At 26.1% G+C, this 25,762-nt stretch carries 26 protein-coding genes; 4 read left to right on the forward strand and 22 right to left on the reverse strand.

The window, feature by feature from the left end; genetic code table 11:
• Positions 1–177: 177 nt before the first annotated feature.
• Genes AWT72_RS03405 through AWT72_RS03465 form a run of 13 tightly spaced genes read right to left on the reverse strand, consistent with a single transcriptional unit; the run spans position 178 to position 10,840 of the window.
• On the reverse strand, positions 178–651 hold the full coding sequence (locus AWT72_RS03405; protein WP_067140851.1) for a V-type ATP synthase subunit K: 474 nt from the start codon (positions 649–651) through the stop codon (positions 178–180).
• 16 nt (positions 652–667) lie between these two features.
• Entirely contained in the window at positions 668–2,581 is a 1,914-nt protein-coding gene (locus tag AWT72_RS03410) for a V-type ATP synthase subunit I (protein ID WP_067140853.1), read from the reverse strand.
• Positions 2,582–2,590: 9 nt separating this feature from the next.
• On the reverse strand, positions 2,591–2,899 hold the full coding sequence (locus AWT72_RS03415; protein WP_067140857.1) for a hypothetical protein: 309 nt from the start codon (positions 2,897–2,899) through the stop codon (positions 2,591–2,593).
• On the reverse strand, positions 2,900–3,895 hold the full coding sequence (locus AWT72_RS03420; protein ID WP_197035204.1) for an aspartate-semialdehyde dehydrogenase: 996 nt from the start codon (positions 3,893–3,895) through the stop codon (positions 2,900–2,902).
• The gene (gene dapF / locus AWT72_RS03425; RefSeq protein WP_067140863.1) at positions 3,892–4,644 is read right to left on the reverse strand and encodes a diaminopimelate epimerase; all 753 of its coding nucleotides are present in this window, start codon (positions 4,642–4,644) and stop codon (positions 3,892–3,894) included. The genes AWT72_RS03420 and dapF overlap by 4 nt, the downstream gene beginning before the upstream one ends.
• Entirely contained in the window at positions 4,644–5,513 is an 870-nt protein-coding gene (dapA, locus tag AWT72_RS03430; RefSeq protein WP_231724047.1) for a 4-hydroxy-tetrahydrodipicolinate synthase, read from the reverse strand. Before dapA ends, dapF begins: the two co-directional genes overlap by 1 nt.
• Before the next feature lie 12 nt (positions 5,514–5,525).
• Positions 5,526–6,716: an aspartate kinase gene (locus tag AWT72_RS03435; RefSeq protein ID WP_067140866.1), complete on the reverse strand. Its 1,191-nt coding sequence runs from the start codon at positions 6,714–6,716 to the stop codon at positions 5,526–5,528.
• 9 nt (positions 6,717–6,725) lie between these two features.
• Positions 6,726–6,944 carry an AtpZ/AtpI family protein gene (locus AWT72_RS03440; RefSeq protein WP_067140869.1) on the reverse strand — a complete coding sequence of 73 codons (219 nt, stop codon included), beginning with the start codon at positions 6,942–6,944 and terminating at the stop codon, positions 6,726–6,728.
• Positions 6,945–6,955: 11 nt separating this feature from the next.
• Positions 6,956–7,654, reverse strand: coding sequence for a class I SAM-dependent DNA methyltransferase (locus tag AWT72_RS03445; RefSeq protein ID WP_067140872.1), 699 nt, complete (start codon positions 7,652–7,654; stop codon positions 6,956–6,958).
• Positions 7,647–9,017, reverse strand: a complete 1,371-nt coding sequence (glmM, locus tag AWT72_RS03450) for a phosphoglucosamine mutase (protein WP_067140876.1) — start codon at positions 9,015–9,017, stop codon at positions 7,647–7,649. The genes AWT72_RS03445 and glmM overlap by 8 nt, the downstream gene beginning before the upstream one ends.
• Entirely contained in the window at positions 9,010–9,678 is a 669-nt protein-coding gene (locus AWT72_RS03455; RefSeq protein WP_067140878.1) for a helix-turn-helix domain-containing protein, read from the reverse strand. The genes glmM and AWT72_RS03455 overlap by 8 nt, the downstream gene beginning before the upstream one ends.
• A complete protein-coding gene (locus AWT72_RS03460) occupies positions 9,662–9,892 on the reverse strand; it encodes a DUF1858 domain-containing protein (RefSeq protein WP_067140881.1) in 231 nt (76 codons plus the stop codon). Before AWT72_RS03460 ends, AWT72_RS03455 begins: the two co-directional genes overlap by 17 nt.
• A gap of 12 nt (positions 9,893–9,904) precedes the next feature.
• Positions 9,905–10,840, reverse strand: a complete 936-nt coding sequence (locus tag AWT72_RS03465) for a YitT family protein (RefSeq protein ID WP_231724048.1) — start codon at positions 10,838–10,840, stop codon at positions 9,905–9,907.
• 86 nt (positions 10,841–10,926) lie between these two features.
• Here AWT72_RS03465 and AWT72_RS03470 point away from each other — a divergent pair, with 86 nt between their 5' ends.
• Both AWT72_RS03470 and megL read left to right on the forward strand, forming a co-directional pair.
• Positions 10,927–12,270: a Na+/H+ antiporter NhaC family protein gene (locus AWT72_RS03470; protein ID WP_067140884.1), complete on the forward strand. Its 1,344-nt coding sequence runs from the start codon at positions 10,927–10,929 to the stop codon at positions 12,268–12,270.
• 5 nt (positions 12,271–12,275) lie between these two features.
• Positions 12,276–13,478, forward strand: coding sequence for a methionine gamma-lyase (megL, locus tag AWT72_RS03475; RefSeq protein WP_067140887.1), 1,203 nt, complete (start codon positions 12,276–12,278; stop codon positions 13,476–13,478).
• A gap of 85 nt (positions 13,479–13,563) precedes the next feature.
• Here the strand turns inward: megL and rpsP are convergent, their stop codons facing one another.
• The 3 genes from rpsP to AWT72_RS03490 are packed head-to-tail and all read right to left on the reverse strand — an operon-like array spanning position 13,564 to position 15,505.
• A complete protein-coding gene (gene rpsP / locus AWT72_RS03480) occupies positions 13,564–13,833 on the reverse strand; it encodes a 30S ribosomal protein S16 (protein WP_067140890.1) in 270 nt (89 codons plus the stop codon).
• Between the two features lie 24 nt (positions 13,834–13,857).
• Positions 13,858–15,183, reverse strand: coding sequence for a signal recognition particle protein (gene ffh, locus AWT72_RS03485; RefSeq protein ID WP_067140893.1), 1,326 nt, complete (start codon positions 15,181–15,183; stop codon positions 13,858–13,860).
• A 1-nt stretch (position 15,184) separates the two neighbouring features.
• Complete coding sequence (locus AWT72_RS03490; RefSeq protein ID WP_067140896.1) at positions 15,185–15,505, reverse strand: DNA-binding protein; 321 nt, start codon at positions 15,503–15,505, stop codon at positions 15,185–15,187.
• A 185-nt stretch (positions 15,506–15,690) separates the two neighbouring features.
• On the opposite strand from AWT72_RS03490, the gene AWT72_RS03495 reads away from it, so the two are divergent.
• Both AWT72_RS03495 and AWT72_RS03500 read left to right on the forward strand, forming a co-directional pair.
• Positions 15,691–19,011: a pullulanase-associated domain-containing protein gene (locus AWT72_RS03495; RefSeq protein ID WP_067140899.1), complete on the forward strand. Its 3,321-nt coding sequence runs from the start codon at positions 15,691–15,693 to the stop codon at positions 19,009–19,011.
• Positions 19,012–19,099: 88 nt separating this feature from the next.
• Positions 19,100–19,822 (forward strand): hypothetical protein, encoded by a 723-nt coding sequence (locus AWT72_RS03500; RefSeq protein WP_067140903.1) that lies wholly within the window; start codon positions 19,100–19,102, stop codon positions 19,820–19,822.
• A 73-nt stretch (positions 19,823–19,895) separates the two neighbouring features.
• Here AWT72_RS03500 and AWT72_RS03505 read toward each other — a convergent pair whose 3' ends face one another.
• Genes AWT72_RS03505 through hrcA form a run of 6 tightly spaced genes read right to left on the reverse strand, consistent with a single transcriptional unit; the run spans position 19,896 to position 25,587 of the window.
• A complete protein-coding gene (locus AWT72_RS03505; RefSeq protein ID WP_067140906.1) occupies positions 19,896–20,108 on the reverse strand; it encodes a hypothetical protein in 213 nt (70 codons plus the stop codon).
• Positions 20,109–20,136: 28 nt separating this feature from the next.
• Positions 20,137–21,288 (reverse strand): molecular chaperone DnaJ, encoded by a 1,152-nt coding sequence (gene dnaJ, locus AWT72_RS03510; protein WP_067140910.1) that lies wholly within the window; start codon positions 21,286–21,288, stop codon positions 20,137–20,139.
• Positions 21,289–21,296: 8 nt separating this feature from the next.
• Positions 21,297–22,157 (reverse strand): aldose epimerase family protein, encoded by an 861-nt coding sequence (locus tag AWT72_RS03515; RefSeq protein WP_082680523.1) that lies wholly within the window; start codon positions 22,155–22,157, stop codon positions 21,297–21,299.
• Between the two features lie 12 nt (positions 22,158–22,169).
• Positions 22,170–23,975 carry a molecular chaperone DnaK gene (gene dnaK, locus AWT72_RS03520; RefSeq protein WP_067140914.1) on the reverse strand — a complete coding sequence of 602 codons (1,806 nt, stop codon included), beginning with the start codon at positions 23,973–23,975 and terminating at the stop codon, positions 22,170–22,172.
• A 14-nt stretch (positions 23,976–23,989) separates the two neighbouring features.
• Positions 23,990–24,577: a nucleotide exchange factor GrpE gene (locus AWT72_RS03525; RefSeq protein ID WP_082680524.1), complete on the reverse strand. Its 588-nt coding sequence runs from the start codon at positions 24,575–24,577 to the stop codon at positions 23,990–23,992.
• An 8-nt stretch (positions 24,578–24,585) separates the two neighbouring features.
• A complete protein-coding gene (gene hrcA / locus AWT72_RS03530) occupies positions 24,586–25,587 on the reverse strand; it encodes a heat-inducible transcriptional repressor HrcA (RefSeq protein WP_067140915.1) in 1,002 nt (333 codons plus the stop codon).
• Between the last annotated feature and the right edge of the window lie 175 nt (positions 25,588–25,762).

The raw sequence follows: 25,762 nt of genomic DNA on the forward strand, positions 1-25,762 counted from the left end.
GAATTTTTTAATTTTATTTCATATTCATTCTCTAAATTTTGAATTTCTTTTTTTAGTTTTTGTTCAGATTTTTCTAATATTTGTTTAGCATCATTATTGGCTTTTTCTAAAAGACTATTAGCACTGTTATTAGCATCTTCTAATATTTTAGCTACTATTCTTTCTAAATTATTCATATTAAACTCCAATATTATTTAGTAATATAAATGATATAACGAATGCAAGTAATGCATATATTTCTACCATTGCTGAATATATTATACCTTTAACGAATTGACTTTCATTTTTTATAAGTATAGTAATTGCTGACATTGAAACTTTTGCTTGTGATACTGCTGAAAAATAACCAATTATTGCTATTGGTAAACATGCAAATAATATATTAAATCCTGTTGCTAATGTTAATGTTCCACTTATCTTACCTAATGCTACTAATCCTATAACGAACCCATATAATCCTTGTGAACCTGGTAATAATTGATAAATTAGTGATTTAGCGAACTTTTCTGGTTCATCTATTACTACTCCTGTTGCTGCTTCCCCAACTATTCCTACTCCCTTTGCTGATCCTATACCTGGAAGTGCCACTGCAAATACGATTCCTAAAATACCTAATACTGCTCCTGTGTCTTTAAAAATTTCTAATAACATAATTTATATTTCCTCCTTAATTTTCTTTTATATTTATATATTTTTCTTCTATAACAAAATCTTTGAATTCTTTTCCGCCACCTTCATAGAATTTACTGAAAAATTCTACATATATTAGTCTTGCTGTATGTACATATGCTCCTAATAACGATAGTAGAAGATTTATTGTTTGACCTATTACAAATACTAATGATACAAATATTATTGTACTGTATTTATAACCTATCATAGAACATATCATATTAACTGACTGTGCTATAAATCCACCTGATAATCCTAATGCCATAAGTCTTAAATACGAAACTAAATCTCCTAAATAACCTGTAAGACCATAAACTGTATATACTCCTAATCCGAATTTACCGCCAACACCTTTTAATTTTCTACCAGCTGTAAATAGCATGACTAATAGCGAAGCATATAGTATATATTTAGCGATTTCACTAGATAATGCGATATATGCCATTGCACTACTTAGTACAACATATAATACTCCAACATCAAGTATAGCATCTAATACTTTACCATCTCTAATTAGAACATAGGCTTTTACTCCTAATCCTAAGAATAAATGTACTACTCCAAAGAGTACTGATAATATCATTATCTTATTATACTCTGTAACAGGATCTAGTAATCTATATACATTTATAGGAAGGTTAAAGTATGAACCGTATACTACTCCCCATATCATTATTGAAAAACTTAGGTAGAATAAGAATTTAACCATTCTTCTTGTACTCTTACTCAAATTACAAGTTTTCAATACTAGGGTTGATAATATTAACATTATAAGACCATAACCAAAGTCTGCAACCATCATCCCAAAGAATAACCAATAAAATGGTGCTACTACTGGTGTAGGATCAACTTCATCATAACTAGGTATAGAATAAGTTTTTACTAAATCTTCAAATGCTTCATTGAATTTATTATTTTTAAATTTAATAGGTATATTTCTATCATCTTTTTCTACTTCTTTAAATTCTAAATAATAATAATCCTCTGCAATTTTTTCTATTTTTTCTGAAAAAGTTTCTTTTTTATCTTCTGGTATAAATCCTGCAATTACACTTAAATTTTGTATAGTACCAAATTTTTCACTTACACTTTCTCTTAATTTTTGATTTTTATAATATTCATAAGAGATTTTTAGAGTTTCTATTTCAGAAGTAAATTCTTTTAATTTACTCTCTGCTTTTCTTATTTCTCCTTTACAATTTCTTATTTTTTCATCATATTCTTTCAAATATTCTTTAGGAGTTTTTTCTAACTCAATACTAATATTATTAAAACCAGAATTTCTTAATATAGCATCAATTTTTTCATAATCATTTTTTAAAATCAATAAACTTATTATAATCTCTTTATTAGTTCTTTTTAGAATTTCGTAATGTACTAAATTCTCTTTTTTATCTAACTCAGATTCCAAATTTTCAAAATTTTTAGTTGCTATTGTTCCTAAAATAAAATTGGATTTTCTTAATTTTAAAATATCATTTTTAGAAATATCTAACTCTATAAAATCTTCATATTCTTTTATTTTATTTTGATAGTCTTCTATTTGTTTATTCATGCTATCTATTTTATTAGTTTCAATTACTATTTCACTTTCTAGATGCATTGCATTACTATTACTTACATATTTTTCCAGTTCATCGTAAGTAAAAGTTTTATTACCCTCTTTTAAAGATTTAATAGCTCCCTTAGATACTTCATATCTTTTTACATTTTTAATAGCATTATCTAATTTAAAAATTTTTTCATCTATGTCTTCAAGATTTTCTGATTTAAAATTACCATAGCCATATTTTTTTATATCGCTTAATCTAAAATCAACTTCTTTAAACTTTTGAAAACTATCTAAGAGTTCTTTTTTCTTATTTTCAAAAACTATCAAATTAAATTCAGTCATTTTTACTATTGCCATATCTTTATCCTATCTTAAAAATTTTTCAATAATTTCTTCTACTAATTTATCAGTCATACCCGCTGTCTTTTCTTTTATTTCAGTAGTTTTTTCATTTGCTAGCTTAATTTCAACTTCTAATTCATTTATTAAATTAGACTTTTCTTTTTCAAGGTTTTCTTCCAATTCATTTTTTTTATTTGAAATTTCTTTTTCAAAATTTATGCTCGCCTTTTTTCTGCTTTCTTCTAAAATTAAATTTACCTTTTGATTAGCTTCTGCTAATAAGCTTTGTGCCTCTTTTTCAGCCATACTAAGCTTGTTTATTGCTTTTTGCAATTATATCATCTCCTTTAACTTTAAGATTTCTTGTGCTATTTGAACTGCATTAGTTGCTGCTCCTTTTCTAATGTTGTCTGCAACTATCCATAGATTAAGACCACTTTTTAATGAATAATCTCTTCTTATTCTACCAACAAATGTTTCATCACTACCTTCTACAAATAAAGGCATAGGATAACCATTTTCTTTTAATTCATTTTGTACTATTACACCTTTTGTTTTACTAAGACCTTCTATTAATTCTTCTAAGTCAAAATCTTTTTCTAGTTCTACATTAACACTTACAGAATGAGCATATCTAACTGGGACTCTAACACAAGTTGCTGTAACTTTTAAATCAGGTAATCCAAGAATTTTTTTAGTTTCTTCTATCATTTTTACCTCTTCTTTAGTATACCACGATTTTTCAAATTTATCTATTTGAGGTATTAAATTAAAAGCAATTTGTGTAGTAAATTTTTTACTTTCATTTCCTTTTAAATTTTCTTCTAAATCAATTAATGCATTTTGCCCCGCTCCTGACACTGATTGATATGTTGAATATACTACTCTTTTTAGACCATATTTATCTTGTAAAAATTTAAGTGTTGGTATAACTGTTATAGTAGAGCAATTAGGATTGGCTATTATACCTTCAGTTGTTATCTTATCCGCATTTACTTCTGGTACTACTAATGGGATATTATCTTGCATTCTAAAATAACTACTGTTATCAACAACTACTGCTCCTTTTTTGTAAAAAATTGGAGCAAATTTACCAGAAATTTCTCCACCTGCCGAAAATAAAGCTATATCTATATCATTTTCAATATTCTCTTCGGTTAATTCAATAATTTCATAAATATTGTTTCTAAATTCAACTTTTTTACCTTTTGATCTTGAAGATGCATATAAGTATAATTTGTTTATTGGAAAATCTCTTTCTTCTAAAATTTTTAAAAATGTTCTTCCAACTAATCCAGTTGCACCTACTATTGCTACATTTAATTTCATAATTCTATTTCTCCTATAAATACTTGTTTCGCTTCCCCTGTCATATATAGATTTTCATCTTCATCTATCTCTATTATTAATTTCCCACCTAAAAGTTTAGTTGTAAATTTATTATTTACTAAGCCTTTTTTATATGCTATATAACCACTTGCAACTGCACCTGTTCCACATGCAAGTGTAATACCAACACCTCTTTCATGTGTTATTATCTCTAAATTATCTTTATCAATAACTTTCACTAAATTCACATTTGCATTATCTGGAAAATTAATTTTATCATCTCCTATTATTTTAGCACACTTTTTGATATTTTCAATATTAAAATTATTATTTTCTAATATTATTACATGATCAGCACCAGTATTTAGATAATCCATAGTAAAATTTGAGTCTATTTTTTTATTTTCAAAATAGATTTTAGCCTTTCCCATAAAGACTCTATACTTATTTTTACCTGCTTTTTCTATTTTTTTATCTCCTGATAAAGTTTTAATTATTTTATTATCTTCATCAATATAATCTAAAAAATGTGCATAACATCTTATACCATTACCACACATTTTAGCTACACTACCATCTGAATTATAAAAATCCATATATGGTACTCCATCTTTTAATGTATGTATTATTATACCATCAGCACCTATACCAAAATGTCTATCACATAATTTGATTATAGTTTCAGTTGATATTTTTTCTTCTACTATTATAAAGTCATTTCCAGCACCATGATATTTATAGAATTTCATTATTTTACTAACCCCTTTTCTTTTAAAAGATTATTTAATTTTTCCCTTGTTTCATTTGTTGCTTTTACTAGTGGTAATCTTAAATTATTTTTACATAAACCTAATATGTCCATAGCTTCTTTTACAGTTGTAGGATTTCCTTCAATAAACATATTTCTGCTTATTTCATATAGATACTCATGTATTTCATACTTAGAGTTTGAGTTATAAAATTTAGAAACTTTATCAGGTAATATATTAGCAGTAACTGATATTACTCCATCACAACCAATAACTGACATAGGCATAATCAAATGATCTTCTCCTGATAATATACTAATATTATCTCCACATAATAATTTAATTTCTATCATTTGTTCTATTATTCCACTTGCTTCTTTAACAGCAACTACATTTTCTAATTTTGATAATTCAAACATAGTATTAGCCTGTATATTAACTCCTGTTCTACCAGGTACATTATATACCACTATTGGTATGCCTAACTTGTTTATTTCCTCATAATGAGCCTTTATACCCCTTTGAGATGGCTTATTATAGTATGGACAAGTTGATAAAACTGCATCTGCACCTAATTCCATACATTTTTTAGATAATTCTACTGCTTTTTTAGTTGAATTAGCACCTGCTCCTGCTATAACTAAAACTCTTTTATCAACTTTTTTAATTACAGTAGATATAACATCTATGTATTCTTGTTCACTTAAAGTCGGAGTTTCTCCTGTAGTTCCACAAGGAACTATACCAGCAATTCCATTTTGTATTTGAAATTCAACTAATTTTTTTAATGTTTTATAATCAACACTTCCATCATCATTAAATGGAGTTACTATTGCCACAAATGCACCTTTTAATCTCAATTTAGACATATTTTTGCCTCCTTATATTTTAAATTCTTGTGCTAATAAACCTGCAATAACTTTTGAAACTTCTTCATCAACTATCAATGATATACTAATTTCTGAAGTAGAAATTTGATGAAAACTTAAACTATTTCTTGCTAATATCTTAAATATTTTAGACATAATTCCTATATGACTTATCATTCCTATACCTACCAACGATACTTTTGAAACTTCTTTATTTATTACCACAGTAGCATTTTCTAAATCTAATTCAGAAAATAATTTATTTACTAATTCAATATCAGTTTTAGGTGTCGTAAATGCTATACTTCCATTTTCAGAAATTACGTCATTATGACTTATTACATCAATATTTATACCTAATTTTTCAGCCTTAGAAAATATTGGTTCTAAATTTTTTGCATAAGTAGATATATTGTCTACTGTTACCATTAAAGTATTATCATTTATTGATATTCCTGTTATATCTTTTTCTTCCATTTTTTTCTCCTTAAATGTTATAAGAGTTCCATTAGATTTACTTAAACTTTTAGAAACATATATTGGAACTTTGTATTTATAGCCTAGTTCAACTGCTCTTGGTTCCATTACACCCGCACCAAGATATGCTAATTCCATCATTTCCTCATAAGAAATTTTATCTAATTTTTTTGCTTTTGAATAAATTCTAGGATCTATGCTATATATACCATCTACATCTGTGAAAATATAGCAAGGACAATTTAATGTTGCTGCTATGGCAACAGCAGTTGTATCAGAACCACCACGACCTAAAGTCGTAACGTCTCCAAATTCATTTATTCCTTGAAATCCAGCAACTATTACTATTTTATGTTCTTTTATTTTCTTTTCTAATTTTTCTTTATCAATACTGTGTATTCTACTTTTAGTATGCACACCTTTTGTTTTTATACAAAGTTGTTCTCCTGTCATAGAAATACTATTTAAGCCTAAACTATTTAATGCTATACTAAGTAGGGCTATAGTTTGATTTTCTCCAGTTGACATTAATCTATCTAACTCACGACCAGATGGACTATTAGTTATTTCATTTGCTAAATTTATTAAATTATTAGTTGTTTTTCCCATAGCAGACACAACTACTACTATATCATCATTAAGGCTAACTTCTTTTAAATAACTAGCAATAGCCATTATTTTTTTTGTATCTGCAACAGAAGATCCCCCATATTTATATACTAACATTTCTCTCCTTTATTTTTTATTATTTATTTCTTTAAATAAAGACCAATACCCCGATATTAATCCTAAAAACAACATTACTATTAAAAGTATATCAGATTTTCTAAGAAGTATATATTTAGATATAAATAAATATAATAATAACATTAATATCATAGGGGCTGTTATGGTATAAATAAATCCAGTTGCTAATGAAAAATACTTAGCAAAACTTTTATCATTTTTTTTCATTTTTTTTCTCCTTATTTTTTAGCGATTATAAAAACTCTTCCCTCACCATACTCAGCATTTTTAGCCATATCATAGATATAATAAGAATTTTTATTTAATAAATCTACCACTTTTTCTATATCATATATATATTTTGTATGTTTTTCAAAGTATCTAGTATATATTTCATCATTTTCTTTGAAAAATATATCAATTTCTATATTATGTTTATTATACCCCATATTTTCGTATTGCCATATTGCTAAATAATTATCTTCTTCATCAATAAATATATTATCTTCAAAAATTTCTTCAAAAATCTCTTCTAAAACCAAGTCAAAAATTAATATACCATTTTCATCTTGCATACTTGAAGCATTTTTTATAAATTGTTCTAAATCTTTATAACCATTAAAATAATTTACTGTGTCAAAATTACAAGTAATATAATCAAATTTTTTGTTTATATTTATTTTTTTTGTTATATCGTCATTAATGTATGTAATATCTGGAGATTTTTTCTTTGCAATATTTAACATATCTTTTGATATATCAAGTCCTGTAACATAAAAACCATCTTCATGAAACATTTTAGTTATACTCGCAGTTCCACAACCTATGTCTAATAAAGTTCCTTTTTTCTTCATGTATTTTCTTAAAAATTTATACCAATTAAGATAATCTATTCCTTTTGTAAAATCATCATATATATCTGCAAATTTTTTATGCATTAGTTAATTCCTTTTTTATTACTGAAACTATTTTATTTATATTTTCTTCAATTAAATCATCAGTTTTAGCTTCTATCATAACTCTTATAAGATTTTCAGTACCTGATTCTCTTACTATAATTCTACCACTATTTTTTAAAGAATTAGAACATTCTTCTATTATATTTTGAATATTTTTATTATTTTTCCATAAAGTTTTTTTCTCTTTATCTACAATTATATTCACCATTTTTTGTGGCCATAATTTAATTTTTTGAACTAACTCACTTAATTTTTTATTTGATTCAATTAGGGCAGAAACTAAATGGATAGATGCTAATATTCCATCTCCTGTTGTATTATGGTCTAGCATTATTATATGTCCTGACTGCTCTCCACCTAAATTTAGTGATTGGGCTTTCATTTTTTCTAATACATATCTATCACCTACATTGGCTCTAATTAATCTTATATTATTATCATTCAAATATTTTTCAAAACCTAAATTACTAAGTACAGTAGTTACTATAGTATTATTATTTAATAAATCTTTTTCTTTCAAATCAAGTGCTATTATTGCTATTACTAAGTCTCCATCTATTACATTTCCTAGTTCATCTACTGCTATCAGTCTATCTGCATCACCATCATATGCTAAACCTACATTAGCTTTATATAATTTAACCATTTCTTGTAATAATTTAGTATTAGTTGAACCACAATCTACATTAATATTTTTACCATTAGGTATATTATTTATTACCACTATTTCTGCACCTAAAGATTGAAATACTTTCGCAGCAACTCTATAAGCTGCTCCATTACCAGCATCTATTACTATTTTATAACCTTTAAAGTTGATATTAGTAGTTGATTTTAAAAATCTTCTATACATTTTCATATCATCTTCTGTAAATGCTAATCTTCCAAGTTTTTCAGGTCCTGCTAGATTTTGCATTAACATTTCTTTGTTGTCCATGTATTCTTCTAATAGTTCTTCTACTTCATCAGGTAGTTTATAACCGTCTTTACTAAAAATCTTTATACCATTATCTTTTATAGGATTATGTGAAGCAGAAATCATTACTCCTGCATCAACATTTTTAGCCCTTGTTAAATAACTAACACCAGGTGTTGGAAGTACACCAACAAAATCTATATTTACACCCATAGCAGTAAGTCCAGCAGTTAAAGCCGATCTTATCATATAACCTGAAATTCTAGTGTCTGAACCTAATACTAATCTAGGTTTTCTATTTTCCTCTTTTACTTTTTCTTTTAAATAATAACCTAGTGCTAAACCAAGTCTAGTTACTATGTCTATATTTAAATCTTTGTTTGCTTCCCCTCTTATACCATCAGTACCAAAATATTTTCTACTCATATTGTCCCCCACTTATACTACAACATACATAACCATATATGTGTAAATTCTTTTTATTATTTAAAATATAGTTATCATTATTTAAACATAAAGAATTTAATACTATTTTATTATCTATAATCTTAATATAAAATAAATCTATCTTAGACTTATATTTTACTAAGCAATATTTATTATTTGCTTCTAAACTAAAATCTAAATTTTTAAATATTAAAATATCGTTTTTAAAAAAAGGAGTATATTTATCTGTATCAACAGTAATAAAAAAATCTCCTTTCGTTATTTGTTTATATATTATACCCTTTTTTATTGTCATTATTTCTGCATCATTTGAAATAATAAAATTATCATCTGACAAAGTCCCTTTATTTTCTAAATATATTGTTTCAAAAACTGTAAATTCTTTTTTTATTTCTATTATTTCTTCACGAATATTTTTAGGTATTTTTCTAAAAGTTTCATATTTTTTTATTTGTTCTATATCTTCATCTAATACGTCAAATAATTTATAAAATTTATCTAAAAATTTATCAGAAACTTTTTTTCTATCATTTAAGATATTACTTAAATACTGTGGTTTCACTTCTAATAAATTTGCTAATGCCTGTCTTTTCATATTACTGGGTATATATTTTAATAATATTTCACAGGTTTTTTTCATTTTCTTCTTCTTCCATTTCCAATATCATATTTATTTCTTCTATCACTATATCAGGGTCTAAACCATGTATTGCTATTCCTTCATATAAAGTTTCTGCTGATGATATTATACAACCAACACAACCTAAACCATATCTCATTAATATTTCTGCAATTATTGGAAATTCTTCAACTGCTTCCATAATATTCATATCTGCGGTTACTCTTTTTTTCATATTTAAACTCCTCTACATAGGCGGCAAATTAAACTTACCATAAAATTGCTCTGTTCTTAATACATTTATTATTGCATTTGGATCTGTATTTTTTACTAATTTAACAATATCTTTAATTTCATAAGTTGATACTACTGTATATAATATACATACTTCTTCTTTTAAATAACAACCTTCACCTTTTAAAGCCGTCATACCATGATTAACATTACATGTATATGCTTTTGAAACTTCTTCTGGTATTTTAGTAATTATTTGTAATGTTGCCCTTGAATATCTCAAATAAAATGTTGCTATCGTTCTTGTAACTATGTATTGAAACACTATTGAATAACCTGCACTAACCCAACCAAAATTATAACCAAAAATTAAAATTATTATTGCATTAAATATAAATACATATTCCCAAATAGGTTTTCCAATTTTATTTGATACATAAAGAGCTATAAAATCTGTACCACCAGTAGACCCTTCTCCTCTTAATGCCAACACATTCATTAATCCATATAAATAACCACCTATTACTACTTCTAAAAAAGTATTGTTAAATAGTGGACTAAAATTAAATACTTGTAAAAATATTGATGTTATAATTATCTGTGTTAGTGATAAAAAAGCAAATTTTTTACTTATACCATTCATACACATTATAGCTACTGGAACATTTGATAGTACCAAAAGAAATGATACAGATACATGTATTCCTATTTTTCCTAATAACATATTTAGTAATATTGATAGCCCTGTAAATCCCATAGGAACTAAATTGGCAACCTGTAACATTGATTTTATAAGATAAGCTTGTGCAATTGATGATATTATTATCATACCTACATTAATAAACATTCTTTTTTTCATTTGTATATTTGTTCCTATTCTTAGTTTATTTTCAAGTTTATTATATACTTTATTAGGATTTTTTTCAACCTTAAAAAATTCACTAATCAATATATCAAAAAATTAATTGCTTTTAAAAATTTTCAAGATATACTTTTATTGATAAGCTTAAAAAATATTATAATTGGGAGGTTTTTATGAATGCAAAAAGGCCTAATGGATGGGCATTAATACCATTTTTGGTATTTGTTGGTTTTTATTTGTTTACAGGTTTTTACTTATCATATGCAGGACATGAATTAGCATTTTATGCTGTTAAACCCGTAATTTTTGCAATAATTGGAATAATAATGGCATTTATAATGTTTAAAGGGAGCATCAATGAAAAATTTGATAATTTAGTTAAAGGCTGTGGTGATAGTAATATTATAATAATGTGCCTTATATATGTACTAGCTGGAGCATTTGCTACTATTTCAACTGCTACAGGTGGAGTAGAATCAACTGTTAATTTAGGTATGAGTATAATACCACCACAATATTTAACAGCAGGTATATTCTTAATGGGTGCATTTATCTCACTATCTATTGGTACATCTGTTGGAACAATAGTTACTGTTGGTCCATTAGCACTTGGATTAGCAGACAAGGCAGGTATTGCAGTACCGTTAATGTTGGGTGCATTGGTTGGTGGTGCTATGTTTGGAGACAATCTATCAGTAATATCTGATACAACTATAGCAGCAACAAGAACACAAAATGTTCAAATGAAAGATAAATTTAAAATGAACTTTAAAATTGCTTTGCCAGCAGCAATAACTACATTTATATTATTACTAATATTTGCTAGACCAGAAACTACTGTTATAACTGAAACATATGAATATAATATTATAAAAGTTATACCATATCTTGTAGTTTTAATAGCGGCATTATCTGGGGTAAATGTATTTATTGTATTAACTTGCGGAACAATTTTATCTGGTATAGTCGGAATAGCAACTAATACATTTACAATATTAGATTTTACTAAAAATTTCTATAATGGTATGGCTAGTGTATTTGATATTTTAATATTGGCAATGTTGACTGGTGGACTAGCATATATGGTTAGAAAAGAAGGTGGAATTGATTGGATTATAGAAAAGACTAAAAAATTATTAGTCGGTAAAAAATCTGCAGAATTAGGTATAGCAGGATTAATTTCATTACTTGACATGGCAGTTGCTAATAATACAGTTGCAATAATTATAGCAGGTCCAGTTGCAAAAGAAATATCAAATGAATATAAAGTAGACCCTAGAAGATCAGCTTCATTACTCGACACTTTCTCTTGCGTCTTCCAAGGTTTAATACCTTATGGTGCACAGGTTTTAATAGCAGCAGGATTAACTAATGGTTTAGTAACACCATTCCAAATTATGCCATATTTCTGGTATCAATTTATACTTGCTGTATTTGCAATAATATCAATATATATACCATATACAAATGCTAAAACTGAATGGGATTTTGAAAATGATAAAGTGAAAGGGGAATAATAAAAATGAATTCAAAAAATGAAATGAAAAAAATGGGATTTTCGACTAAGTCGATACATGCAGGGCATGAAACTAACAAATATGGAGCATTAGCAACACCAATTTATCAAACTTCTACTTTTATATTTGATAATGCTGAACAAGGTGGTAGAAGATTTGCACTAGAAGAAGATGGGTATATCTATTCAAGATTAGGTAATCCTTCATGTGCTGAAATTGAAGAAAAGGTTGCTATGTTAGAAGAAGCTGAAGCAAGTGTTGCAACTGCTTCAGGTATGGGTGCTATAGCATCTGCTATATGGACTAATGTTGAAAGTGGAGATCATATATTAGCTTCAAAAACTTTATATGGTTGTACATTTGCTTATTTAGAACATGGTATAAAAAAATTTGGTGTTGAAGTTGATTTTGTTGATATTACAGATTTAAAAGCTGTTAAAAAAGCTATGAAAAAAAATACTAAGATAATATATATTGAAACACCAGCAAATCCTAATATGACTATTGCTGATATTAAAAAAATATCAAAAATAGCTCATAGTAAAAAAGATTGTATATTAATTGTAGATAATACTTACTGTACACCATATATTCAAAAACCTATAAAATTAGGAGCAGATATTGTAGTTCACTCTGCAACAAAATATCTAAATGGACATGGTGATGTAATAGCAGGTTTTGTTGTAGGTACTAAAGAATTAATTGATAAAGCAAGATTAGTTGGAATCAAAGATATGACTGGTTCAGTTTTAGCTCCATTTAATGCTTTCTTAATTAATAGAGGTCTTAAAACTTTATCAATAAGAATGGAAAAACATTGTAGTAACGCAATGAAAATAGCTAAATTCTTAGAAAAACACCCTGCAGTAAAATCGATAGAATACCCTGGATTAAAGAGTTTTAAATACTATGATATTGCTAAAAAACAAATGAGTTTACCTGGTGCTATGATATCATTTGAATTAAAAGGTGGATTAAAAGCAGGTATAAAAGTCATGAATAGTGTTAAATTATGTACACTAGCAGTATCTTTAGGAGATTGTGAAACATTAATTCAGCATCCTGCTTCAATGACTCATTCTCCATACACAGAAGAAGAAAGATTAGAGGCTGGAATTACAGATGGTATGGTTAGATTATCAGTTGGTTTAGAAGATGTTGATGATATAATAGCAGATTTAAAACAAGCACTAAATAAAGTAAAATAAGTATTAAAAAAGATGATTTTCTACAAAAGAGAATCATCTTTTTATTTATTTTAAAAAATTTAACCTAAATTTCTAACTTAGGAGCTCACTTTTTCTTCTTACCATCTTTAAATTTAGCCCAAACACCTGTTTTAGTTAATAAAGATTTAACTGTTTCAGTTGGTTGTGCTCCATTTGATAAGAATCTTAAAACTTCTTCTTCATTTAATTTAACTTGATTTTCTTCAACTAAAGGATTATATGTTCCTAAGTATGCTATTGCTTTACCATCTCTTTTACCTAATGCTTCCATTGCTACTATTCTGTAAAAAGGTTGTTTTCTTCTTCCTAATCTTGTTAATCTTAATTTTACCATTATATTACCTCCATATTTTTTTAACTATTTTTTCATAAATCTATTCATACCTGGTATGCTACCACTATTAAACATTTTAACCATTTTTTTCATTTGTTCATATTGCTTCAATAATTTATTTACGTCTGCAACACTAACTCCACTACCTTTTGCTATACGAGTTTTTCTTGAGAAAACTTTTAACAATTGCGGATTTCTTCGTTCTTCTATTGTCATAGAATAAATAACTGCCTCTACCCTTTTTAATTCTTTTTCTGCACCATTCATATCTATGTCGCCTAAATTAACACCAGGTATTAACTTTAATATACCACCCAAGGAACCCATCTTTTTTATCATCTTAAATTGTTTTAGAAAATCTTCAAAATCAAATTGATTTTTTCTAAATTTTGCTTCCATTAATTTGGCTTCTTTTTCATCAATAGCTTCTTTTGCCTTTTCAACTAGTGATACTACGTCTCCCATACCAAGTATTCTTGATGCTAATCTTTCAGGGTAAAACTTAGAAATTTCATCTAATTTTTCACCTTCACTTATGTATTTTATTGGTTTACCACATACTTCTTTTATAGATAATGCAGCACCCCCACGAGTATCTCCATCTAATTTAGTTAAGACAACTCCTGTTATTTCAAGAGTTTCATTAAAACTCTTTGAAACATTCACAGCATCTTGACCTGTCATACCATCTACTACTAATAAAATTTCATCTGGCTTTGCTAAATTTTTAATATTTTCTAATTCTAGCATTAATTCTTCATCTATATGTAATCTTCCAGCAGTATCTATTATTACTGTATTTATCTTTTCAGTCTTTGCATACTCTAAACCATTTTTTACAATTTCTAATGCATCACTTGAATCTTCAATAGTATAATTTTTAGCTCCAATTTGAGCAGATAAAACTTTTAATTGCTTTTTAGCTGCTGGTCTATAAACATCAGCACCTATAAGTAATAACTGTTCTTTTTCTTTTTGTAATAGTTTTGCTAACTTTGCTGCAAAAGTTGTTTTACCTGCACCTTGAAGACCTACTAACATAACCACTCTTATACCATTAGATGCCTTATTTATTTCAACATTTTTTCCGCCCAATACTTCAATTAATTCATCATTTATTATTTTAACAAATTGTTGTCTAGGGTTTACACCCATTAATACTTCTGAACCTAAGGCTTTTTCTTTTATTCTACTGACAAAATTTTTAACTACCCTATAATTCACATCTGCTTCTAATAATGCTAATTTAACTTCTCTTAAAGAATCTGAAATATTGGCTTCTGTTAATTGACTTTGTCCACTGACTTTTTTCATTACTGATTTTAATTTATCACTTAAACTATCAAACATACTAATAACCTTTCAAATCTTTAATTATTTTTTCCAAATATTTCTTAGTAAAATTTTCATTTAACTTTTCTAAATTACTAATATATTCTTTTTCTTTTTTTAATATTCCTAATTTCAATTCATATTCATCTAATTTAGTACATGATCTTTTTATATTCTCAAATACAGCTTGTCTTGATATATTAAGTGCATTTGAAATTTCTGTAAATGAATTATCTTCTTCAAAAAAGGCACTCATATATTTCTGTTGCTTCGCACTAAATAAGTCTTTATATATACTAAACAATTCAGAATATTTTAAAAATTCTTCTATTTCTTTCATAACAAGGTAATTCTACACTAATCTCAAAACTTTGTCAAGTATTTTTTCTTGACAAAATTCTAAAATCATATTTTGTTCTTTTTTTAACAATGAATTATTGACTTGACAAAGAGAAAAAACAAGTTATACTATGTTGAAAACGGTTACTGAAAACGGTTACTAATAAAAAAATTTAGGAGGAAAAAATGAAAACATTAAAGGGTTATAAGACTATAATATTGGTCTTGTTATTCACAATTTTTTCAATTGCATCTTATACAGAAGTGGTTGAAGCAGGAAAAACACATATAATTATACATTTTAAAGAGAATGATAATGTAGGTCGTTCTGCATATATATGGGCACAGAATGAAAAAGGTTTTCCAAATCAAAAAACATTTGAAGGTATTGAAAAAAAATTAAATTATACTGATAGCTTCGGAAAGGTATTTGATATTAAACTTAATGAAAGATATGAACAAATTGGACTTTTATTTGTTAAATTTAACGGGACTACACCAGATTGGAATACAAAAGAACTTGATGATAGATATATAGAATTAAAAGATGGTTTTGCTGAAGTTTGGGTTACACAAAATGTAAAAGATCCTAAAAATGAAAATCCTGATAACAAGGCAGAAATATATTTAAAAACTTTAAATCAGTTAAACCAAGCCCAAGTAGATAGAATAAAACCTTTATTAGAAAAAGCATATAAAGATAATGACATGAATAAAATAAACGAACTTACAACAGAAGCAAGTAAACTTAATGGTAAAATGTCTGAATTAAAAGATAAGGTAAAAGAATTAGAGAAATTTATTACTGATAATCCTGGTTTAGATCCTTCTAATGTAAAATCTCTAAATGATTTAAAAAACGGTATTGACACTGAAGATTTAAAATTAGAACAAGTAGAAAGTAAAATTAAGGCAATAGATGATAAAATAAATGAAATTAAAACTAAAATGAATATTATGGAATTAAAACAAAAAGCAAAAGATAAAATTAATGCTTTGCAAGATATAAACCAAATGCAAAAAAATTCATTAAATGCTAAAGTTGATACTGCTACAAAAAATAATGAAATTGAAAAAATTAAAACTAATGCTAATGAACTTGATATTCAAATGAAAGAACTAAAAAAACTAAATGAGACATTAACTAGTTTTATAACTGATAATAATGCTGATTTAAATGATACTGATAAGACAACTCTAGATAATTTAAAAAATAGCATAGATCTTAATGCTAATTTAGAATTAGATTCTATAAAAGCAAAAATTAATGAAATCAAAAATCAACTTGGTAATATAAATACTACTTTAGAAGCAACAAAAAAATTAAAACTTGCCAAAGAAAAAGCAAAAACTGAAATTGAAAATATAAATGATTTAAATAATAAACAAAAAGCTGATTTAAAACAAAAAATTGATGCTGCTGGTAGTAAAGGAAATATTGACTTAATTAAAACTAGTGCAGATGAACTTGCTATAGAAATGAAAAAATTTAACGAAAAATATACAAAACTTGATACATACATAAAAGGAACAGAATTTAATAATATAACTGAAGAAAATAAAACTAAATTAAAGGATTTAAAAACTGAAGTAGATAGTAAAAAAGATAGTAATTTAAATAAAGAAACAGTTATAGAATTAACTAAAAAAATTGATGATATATTAGAAAATGTGAAAAATTCACCTAATACACTTGATACTGCTAAAATAGATACAAAAAATAATATCAAAAAATTAGACAAATTAAATGCTAAACAAAAAACTAAATTAGAAAATGAGATTAATTCTGCTAATAATGTAAATGAAGTTAATACAATCAAAACTAATGCAAATGAACTTAATACTGAAATGAAAAAGCTTGATGAGAAATATACAAAACTTGATACATACATAAAAGGAACAGAATTTAATAATTTAACTGCTGAAAACAAAACTAAATTAAATGAATTAAAAACTGAAGTAGAAAATAAAAAAGATATTGATTTAGATAAAAATGCAGTCGTAGATTTAACTAAAAAAATTGATGATATATTAGAAAATATAAAAGTAGTTAGTCCACTTGATATAGCTAAGCAAAAAGCCAAAACAGACATTGAAACATTAAAAGATTTAAATAATTTACAAAAGGATGACCTAAAGACTCAAGTTACTGCTGCAGTAGATGAAAAATCTATTGCTAGAATAGTAAACACTGCTAAATTATTAGATAGAGACATGTTAGATTTAAAAAATAAATTAGCTGAAATAAATAATTATCTAAAACAAAATGATAATATATTAAATGACAAGGATAAAAATGCTTTAAAAAAATTGATTGATGATTCTACTAATAAGAATTTAGATAGTAATAAAATAAAATCATTAATACAAGAATTTAATGATAAACTTAATGAATTTAATATAGCAATAAATAAAAAAAATAATAAAAAAATTATAGATAATTTAAAAAATTTAAATTCAGAACAAAAAAAAGCATTAAAAGATGAAATAACTGCTGAAAATGATAGTGATAATCTAAAAGAAATATTAGAAAAATCTATTGAACTTGATGCAGAAATGAAAAAACTTACAGACAAAATTAAAGAAATAGATGATTTCAAAACAAGTCCTGAATATGATAAGTTAGAAGCTGCAGATAAAACTAAGATTGATAACTTAAAAACTGAACTTGATACTGAAAAAGTTAAAAATTTAAAAATTGATAAGGTTAAAGAATTAATTGAAAAGGTAACAGCTGAATTAAATAAAGCAAAATCTATGCAAATTAAATGGGAAGATTACAAAAAATATGCTGATGCTTTCTATTACAAAGATAATGATATAGTAAATAGAATTAATGATAATTTCTTTATAAACATAAATGGTAGTAAAGAATTAGTTGGAAATAATGGATTAAACTTCATTGCTGGATTACAAATAGGTGGAAATTATACATTTAAAGATTTAGGTCTAAGTGTTGGTGGATTCGCTGAATATCAAAATAAAATTGCACATAATACAGCAGTTGGGGTCGCTATTAAATATAAAGAATTAGAATCATTCGTAAGATATAGATTAGCACTATATGATAAAAAATTAAATCATAATGTTGATATTTATGCTAGATATTCTAAAAACTTTAACTTTGGCAAATTAAATGTTAAACCTATTGTTGGTGCTTACTTAACTTATTCAAGTAAAGTAACATTAGATGATAAGGTATTATTAAAAGATAGAGTAGGTGTTGATATAAACCTAGGAACTAATATTTCATATGAAGTATTACCTAAACTTAATGTATATGTAGAACCTAATATATCAGGAGCATATAATAATCAAGTATTAGCATCTAGTTTAGACAAAACTACAATACATAAAATTAGTAGAAGTTATTTTGACTATAATGTAAAATTAGGTACAAAATATGAAATTAAAGGATTTACAATAAATCCTGAATTAAAAGTTAATGGAGACATAAAGAAAAATGTTCAAGTTGGTGGTAGTTTATCAGTAGGCTATAACTGGTAACAGTTAATAAAATTTCAAATAAATCTGGAATTTTATAAATATAAAAACAAGGTATAAATTATTATAACTTGTTTTATAAGGAGAAAATATGAAATATTTCAAAACAATTTTTATTATATTAAGCACAGTTTTATCAACAATAACCCTTTCAAAAGATAGAGAAATAATAAATAGAATTAATGAAAATGTCTTTATAAACATAAACGGTGGTAAGAAATTAGTTGGAAACAATACAATAGACTTTATTGCTGGATTAAAAATAGGTGGTAATTATAAGTTTGAAAACTTAGATTTAACTGTTGGTGGATTTGCTGAATATGGGAATAAAATTTCACATAATACAGCAATTGGTGTTGCTATTAAATATAAGGAATTGGAGTCATTTATAAGATACAGATTAGCGGTACATAATAAAAAACTAAATCACAACATTGATCTTCATGCTAGATATGCAAAAAACTTTAATTTTGATAAATTAAATGTCAAACCTTTTGTTGGAGCGTATATTACATATTCAAGCAAAGTTAACATAAATTCTACGGTTTATTTAAAAGATAGAGTTGGATTTGATATAATATTAGGAACTAATATAGCATATGAAGTTTTACCTAAATTAAATATATATACAGAACCTGAAATTTCATTTGGATATAATGACCAAGTACTAGCTCAATTTAATTCAAATAATGTTGTTAAAGTAAAAAGAGGTTACTTTGATTATTCTCTAAAACTTGGAACAAAATACGAAATTAAAGGGTTTACAATAAATCCAGAATTAAAACTTAATGGAGACATGAAAAAAATGTTATAATTGGTGGTAACCTATCAGTAGGCTATAACTGGTAATATAAAAGATGCACAAAAAATTGTGCATCTTTTTTATATTAATAAATAAATTTACTAATAATTGGAATTTTGACATCAAATACCGTTTGTCCAGTTAATAATGCATAAATGCATTGTAAAAATATAATAAAGCATATTATCATAACTGCAATTCTTGATAAAGTAGTATGATTACTTTTTTTTATTAAATACCCACCTACAATACTTACAAACCCAGTTATAACTGCTAAATATATAGTGAAAAAATCCATAATTTAATCCCCCTGGTGTTATTATATACTATTTAAAAAGTCCTTTCAACCAATCAAAAAATGAATGCGACTCAGTATAATTTTCACTATTTAAAGTTTTTTCTAATTTTTCTAAAATTTTCTTTTGTTCTGAATTTAAATTAGTTGGTATTTCAATATTATATTTATTAATTTGGTTACCTTGTCTACCCCTAAAATTAAGACCCTTAGATTTTAATACTTCAGTAGTTCCAGTTTGTGTACTTTCTTTAAGTGTTATTTTTTCTTTTCCATATAAAGTAGGTATTTCTATTTCTCTACCTAATATTGCATCTGTAAATTTAATAGGTATTTCACAGTGTATATCTAAGCCTTCTCTTCTAAATATTTTATGCTTTTCTATATTTACACGAAGATATAAATCTCCATATTCTCCCCCACCTCTTGGGTAAGAACCTAAATTTCTAACTATCATTCTAGTTCCGTCTTCTATACCAGATGGAATTTTAAATGTTCTTTCAATTTTTTCATCTTTTGTTCCATAACCATTACAACTAGAACAAGCTTTTTTAGGAACTTTTCCTTTACCGCTACATGATGAACAAACTTCTGTTTGTCTTATATTACCTATAATGGTTCTTTGTATTCTAGTAACTTGTCCTGTCCCGTTACATACTCCACAATTATTAAATTCTTTATTGTGAGCTCCTGTTCCATCACAGCTATTACATTTACCTTTTCTAGTATAGCTAACTTTGGCATCATAATCACTTACTATATCTTCTAATTTTAGGTTTATATTATATTCTAAATCTCTACCTTTAACTGTTCTACTTGAGTATGAACTACCATATGATTCAGAATTTCCACCAAAGAAACTTTCAAATATATCAGAAAATCCACCTGAACCAAATCCTGAAAAGCCTTCAAACCCGCCAAAACCACCAAATCCACCTGCTCCTGCACCACCATTTTCAAATGCTGCATGACCAAATCTATCATATGTTTCTCTTTTTTGTGCATCACTTAAAATTTCATTGGCTTCGGAAATTTCTTTAAATTTTTCTGCTGCTTCTTCTTTATTATCTTTATTTAAATCAGGGTGATATTTTTTTGATAGTCTTCTATATGCTTTTTTTATCTCATCTTTACTAGCATTCTTATCTACTCCTAATATTTCATAGTAATCTCTTTTTGCCATAATTTCTCCTATTTATCAAATTTAAAAGTAAGACTTGTTATAAAGGTCTCATTTTTATCTAATTTTTTTATTCCTATTTTATTTTCTAAGTTATAATCTGTATTATTAAAATCAGGTAATCCATGCCAAGGCTCTATGCATATAAAATTAGCCTTTTGTGGCTTCCAGTATGCAAGATATTCAAAATTTTCATGATATACAGTAACTTTTCTACTAGAATTATTAAATATTAATTCTGTTTTTTTCGAATTTTCCCCATCTAAAATAATAGTATCTATTTCAAATGTTTTATCTTTTATATATACTTTATTTGAATCCTTTTCTAAAAGTAATTTATCTTTATAATCAATATAGACACCATCTAATTTATATGATAGTATTTCATCTTTATTATCTATTTGTAAATAAGTGTCTTCATAATTTTGTGGCAATAAAAATGCTGGATGATAACCTATTGAAAAATACATTTCTCCATCAGTTTTATTTTCAATTACATACTCCATTTTAACTGTATTATTATCTATTATTTCATAATTTACTATTAAATTAAAATCAAAAGGATAAATTTCTCTAGTTTCATCATTAGATTTTAAAATATAACTTATTTTATTAGATTTTTTTTCTAATATTTCAAATTCTTTATCTCTTGCAAAACCATGTTTAGTTTCTATAATATATTCTTTTCCCTTATATTTATACTTATTATCTTTCAATGCCCCAATAAATGGGAATAATATGGGCGATGATTTAGCCCATATTATATTTTTATTCCACATAAATTCTTCATTATCAACTAGTATAGAAAATAATTCAGCCCCTTTATTTCTAACTTTTAATTCTATATTATTTGATTTAATTATATTTTCCATATTAAAACCTTCTTAATTTACTATTTCTGGTTCTTCACTATCTCCTGTGTTAGTACTTGCATCAGGATTTGCTTCTGCATTTGCCTTTGCTGCTTCTTGATATATTCTTGTAGCAAAACCTTGTGCTACTTTACCTAACTCATCTATTTTTGCTCTTATTTCATTAACATCATCTGAATCTTTAACTTTTTTCAATTCTTCTAATGCTTTTTCTATATCTTCTTTTTCAGTTCCTTGAAGTTTATCTTCATTTTCTGATAACATTTTTTCTGTTGAAATTGATAATTGGTCTGCTTGATTTCTTGCCTCAACTAATTCTTTGAATTTTTCATCTTCTTCTGCATTTGCTTCTGCTTCTTTTTTCATTCTTTCTATATCATCTTTAGTTAAGTTTGATGAACCAGATATAGTTACTGAATTTTCTTTTCCAGTTCCTTTATCTTTTGCTGAAACATGTACTATACCATTAGTATCTATATCAAATGTAACTTCTATTTGTGGTACTCCTCTTTTAGCTGGTAATATTCCACCTAATGAAAATTCTCCTAATTTATGATTATCTGCTGCTTTTGCTCTTTCACCTTGTAATACAACTATTCCAACTTCTGGTTGATTATCTACTGCTGTACTGAATACTTGCGATTTTTTAGTAGGTATAGTAGTATTTTTTTCAATTATTTTAGTAAATACTCCACCTAATGTTTCTATTCCTAATGATAAAGGAGTTACGTCTAATAATAATACACCTTTAACATCTCCTTTTAATACTCCTGCTTGTATTGCTGCTCCTGCTGCTACTACTTCATCAGGATTGATTCCTTTATTAGGGTCTTTTCCAAAGTATGATTTAACCCATTCTTGTACTGCTGGTATTCTTGTTGATCCACCTACTAATAAGATTTCATCTATTTCATTTGGATTTAATCCAGCATCTTTTAATGCAGTTTGAACAGGAGTTTTTGTTGCTTCTATTAAATCTTTTGTTATTTCATTAAATGCTGCTCTTGTTAATTTTGTTTCTAAATGTTTAGGTCCACTAGCATCAACTGTTATAAACGGTAATGAAATTTGTGTTTCTAATGTAGTTGATAATTTTTTCTTAGCATCTTCTGCTGCATCTTTTAATCTTTGATAAGCCATTTTATCATTTCTTAAATCTATTCCATTTTCTTTTTTAAAGTTTTCTGCTAACCAGTCTATAACTTTTTTATCAAAATTATCTCCACCTAAGTGATTATTTCCTGAAGTTGCTAGTACTTCTACTACGTCATCTCCTATTTCTAATACTGATACATCAAATGTACCCCCACCTAAGTCAAATACTAATATTTTTTCATCTTTTTTCTTATCTAATCCATATGCTAGGGCTGCTGCTGTTGGCTCATTTACTATTCTTTCAACTTTTAAACCTGCAATTTCACCAGCATCTTTTGTTGCTTGTCTTTGCGAATCTGTAAAGTAAGCTGGAACTGTAATTACTGCTTCAGTTACTTTTGTCCCTAAATATTCTTCTGCATCTTTTTTTAATTTTTGTAATATTTTAGCTGATATTTCTTGTGGCGTATATTCTTTACCATGTACTTTAACTTTATAGTTTTCTCCCATATGAGTTTTTATAGAACTAATAGTTGAATCAGGTTGTGTTATTGCTTGTCTTTTTGCTATAGTTCCTACTACTACTTCTCCATTTTCTTTTATATTTACTACTGATGGAGTTGTTCTTTCACCATCACTATTAGGTATTATTGTATATGTTCCCCCATCCATTACTGATACACATGAATTTGTTGTTCCTAAATCTATTCCTATTATTTTCATATTTTCCACTCTCCTTATTTTTTGTTTATTACTACCATTGCTGGTCTTATTATTTTATTTTTTAATTTATAACCCTTTTTAAATACTTGCACAACTATATCGTCTTCTTTTTCAGGATCATTTATAGTTTGTATTGCATGATGCTTATATGGATCATATTTAGCATTTTCAGTTTCTATTTCTGTTAAACCTTCTTGCACTAAATTATCAAACATACCTTTTTGTAACATATTAAGTCCTTCTAATAAAGAATCTATATCATGATTAGATTTTGCACTCTCTATTGCCATATTTAATACATCCATATTTTCTAATTGCTTAAGTATCAAACTTTCACAAGCATATTTTTTAAATTCGTCTAATTCTTTATCTTTTCTTTTTTTATAATTTTCAAAATCCGCTAGTTTTATTGCATATTCTTTTTTCCATTCCATTATTTCTTGTTGCAATAATGCTTTTTCTTCTTCACATGTAAGTTTTACTTCTTCTTTAATCTCTTCTACTTTTTCTTCTGTAATATTTTCACCAGACTTATTTTCAGTAGATTTATTTTCAGTATTTTCACTTACTTCTTCTTCTAGTCCTTTTTTTTCTTCTTGCATTTTCTCTCCTATCTTAAAAGTTTAATATTATATGTGTCTAATAATGATTGTTTTAATATATCATTAGCATAATTTAATAAAGAAATATTTTCTTTATAATTCATTCTTTCAGAACCTATTATACTTATTACTCCACGCTCATTTTCGTATTCATATATACTAAATATAAACGATAAATTTTTTAATTCTTCTAGTCCTAAATCACTTCCAAACATTACATTTATTTCATAAGGTTTGAAGTTTTTATTTTCTACTATATCTTTTAAAATTCCTTTTAAAGTAGTTTTATCTTCAATAAATTTTATACCTGTTACTAAATTGTCTAAATGTAATAATAAAGATGTTTCATTTGCTATATGTAATTTTAATATATTTTGATTTGAAAAACCTTCATCTAAGTAACCAATTTTATTTAGTACTTCTTTTAATTCTAATAAAGTATATGTATACATATTATCAGTAATTAATTTATTGATATAATGACTTAAATCTTTAAGTGTATTTTCAGTTGTATAATTACTTAAATTTAAATTAGCAGTTTTTACTATTCCTAAATCAGTAACTGCAACTACAAATGTTCTTTTTGGATTTACATATACCAATTCTACTTTTTTCAACTTATGCTTTTCTACTGATGGCTCTAAAGAAACTGCTGTATTATTACTAGATTTAGCAATCAATTCTGTAATTTTTTTAATTATTATACCCAACTGCTTAGTTTTTAATTCAATATATGAATTAACATCTTCATCACTATGTTCTTTTTCAATAGTATACATTAATTCATCTATATACATTTTATAGCCATCTTGCGTAGGTACACGCCCAGAAGAAGTATGAACCTTAGATATCAATCCTTTATCTTCTAAATCAGCCATAGCGTTCCTTATAGTAGCAGATGATACTCCTATATCATATTTCTTCTCTATGGTTCTCGATCCTACACTCTCACCTGTTTTAATATAATGCGAAATTATAGTGTAAAGTATTTGTTTTTCTCTTTCATTCATAATAATACCTCTCTTGTTAGCACTCTTTACTATCTGGTGCTAATAATATAATACTATCTTTTTTTATTATTGTCAAGCAATTTTTTTAAAAAATAAAAATTTGTAAGTTGTAATAGTAAATGTCCAAAAATTTTAAATTTTAGATTTTGTGTCTATGTTACTATTTTATATTATA

Source organism: Oceanivirga salmonicida (assembly GCF_001517915.1).
Classification (GTDB): domain Bacteria; phylum Fusobacteriota; class Fusobacteriia; order Fusobacteriales; family Leptotrichiaceae; genus Oceanivirga; species Oceanivirga salmonicida.

Excerpts from the sequence above, each read along its gene's own strand:
- AWT72_RS03405 (WP_067140851.1), bottom strand. The coding sequence starts at position 651 with ATGTTATTAGAAATTTTTAAAGACACAGGAGCAGTATTAGGTATTTTA.
- AWT72_RS03410 (WP_067140853.1), bottom strand. The coding sequence starts at position 2,581 with ATGGCAATAGTAAAAATGACTGAATTTAATTTGATAGTTTTTGAAAAT.
- AWT72_RS03420 (WP_197035204.1), bottom strand. The coding sequence starts at position 3,895 with ATGAAATTAAATGTAGCAATAGTAGGTGCAACTGGATTAGTTGGAAGA.
- dapF (WP_067140863.1), bottom strand. The coding sequence starts at position 4,644 with ATGAAATTCTATAAATATCATGGTGCTGGAAATGACTTTATAATAGTA.
- dapA (WP_231724047.1), bottom strand. The coding sequence starts at position 5,513 with ATGTCTAAATTGAGATTAAAAGGTGCATTTGTGGCAATAGTAACTCCA.
- AWT72_RS03435 (WP_067140866.1), bottom strand. The coding sequence starts at position 6,716 with ATGTTAGTATATAAATATGGGGGATCTTCTGTTGCAGATACAAAAAAA.
- AWT72_RS03440 (WP_067140869.1), bottom strand. The coding sequence starts at position 6,944 with ATGAAAAAAAATGATAAAAGTTTTGCTAAGTATTTTTCATTAGCAACT.
- AWT72_RS03445 (WP_067140872.1), bottom strand. The coding sequence starts at position 7,654 with ATGCATAAAAAATTTGCAGATATATATGATGATTTTACAAAAGGAATA.
- glmM (WP_067140876.1), bottom strand. The coding sequence starts at position 9,017 with ATGAGTAGAAAATATTTTGGTACTGATGGTATAAGAGGGGAAGCAAAC.
- AWT72_RS03455 (WP_067140878.1), bottom strand. The coding sequence starts at position 9,678 with ATGAAAAAAACCTGTGAAATATTATTAAAATATATACCCAGTAATATG.
- AWT72_RS03460 (WP_067140881.1), bottom strand. The coding sequence starts at position 9,892 with ATGAAAAAAAGAGTAACCGCAGATATGAATATTATGGAAGCAGTTGAA.
- AWT72_RS03470 (WP_067140884.1), top strand. The coding sequence starts at position 10,927 with ATGAATGCAAAAAGGCCTAATGGATGGGCATTAATACCATTTTTGGTA.
- megL (WP_067140887.1), top strand. The coding sequence starts at position 12,276 with ATGAATTCAAAAAATGAAATGAAAAAAATGGGATTTTCGACTAAGTCG.
- rpsP (WP_067140890.1), bottom strand. The coding sequence starts at position 13,833 with ATGGTAAAATTAAGATTAACAAGATTAGGAAGAAGAAAACAACCTTTT.
- ffh (WP_067140893.1), bottom strand. The coding sequence starts at position 15,183 with ATGTTTGATAGTTTAAGTGATAAATTAAAATCAGTAATGAAAAAAGTC.
- AWT72_RS03490 (WP_067140896.1), bottom strand. The coding sequence starts at position 15,505 with ATGAAAGAAATAGAAGAATTTTTAAAATATTCTGAATTGTTTAGTATA.
- AWT72_RS03495 (WP_067140899.1), top strand. The coding sequence starts at position 15,691 with ATGAAAACATTAAAGGGTTATAAGACTATAATATTGGTCTTGTTATTC.
- AWT72_RS03500 (WP_067140903.1), top strand. The coding sequence starts at position 19,100 with ATGAAATATTTCAAAACAATTTTTATTATATTAAGCACAGTTTTATCA.
- AWT72_RS03505 (WP_067140906.1), bottom strand. The coding sequence starts at position 20,108 with ATGGATTTTTTCACTATATATTTAGCAGTTATAACTGGGTTTGTAAGT.
- dnaJ (WP_067140910.1), bottom strand. The coding sequence starts at position 21,288 with ATGGCAAAAAGAGATTACTATGAAATATTAGGAGTAGATAAGAATGCT.
- AWT72_RS03515 (WP_082680523.1), bottom strand. The coding sequence starts at position 22,157 with ATGGAAAATATAATTAAATCAAATAATATAGAATTAAAAGTTAGAAAT.
- dnaK (WP_067140914.1), bottom strand. The coding sequence starts at position 23,975 with ATGAAAATAATAGGAATAGATTTAGGAACAACAAATTCATGTGTATCA.
- AWT72_RS03525 (WP_082680524.1), bottom strand. The coding sequence starts at position 24,577 with ATGCAAGAAGAAAAAAAAGGACTAGAAGAAGAAGTAAGTGAAAATACT.
- hrcA (WP_067140915.1), bottom strand. The coding sequence starts at position 25,587 with ATGAATGAAAGAGAAAAACAAATACTTTACACTATAATTTCGCATTAT.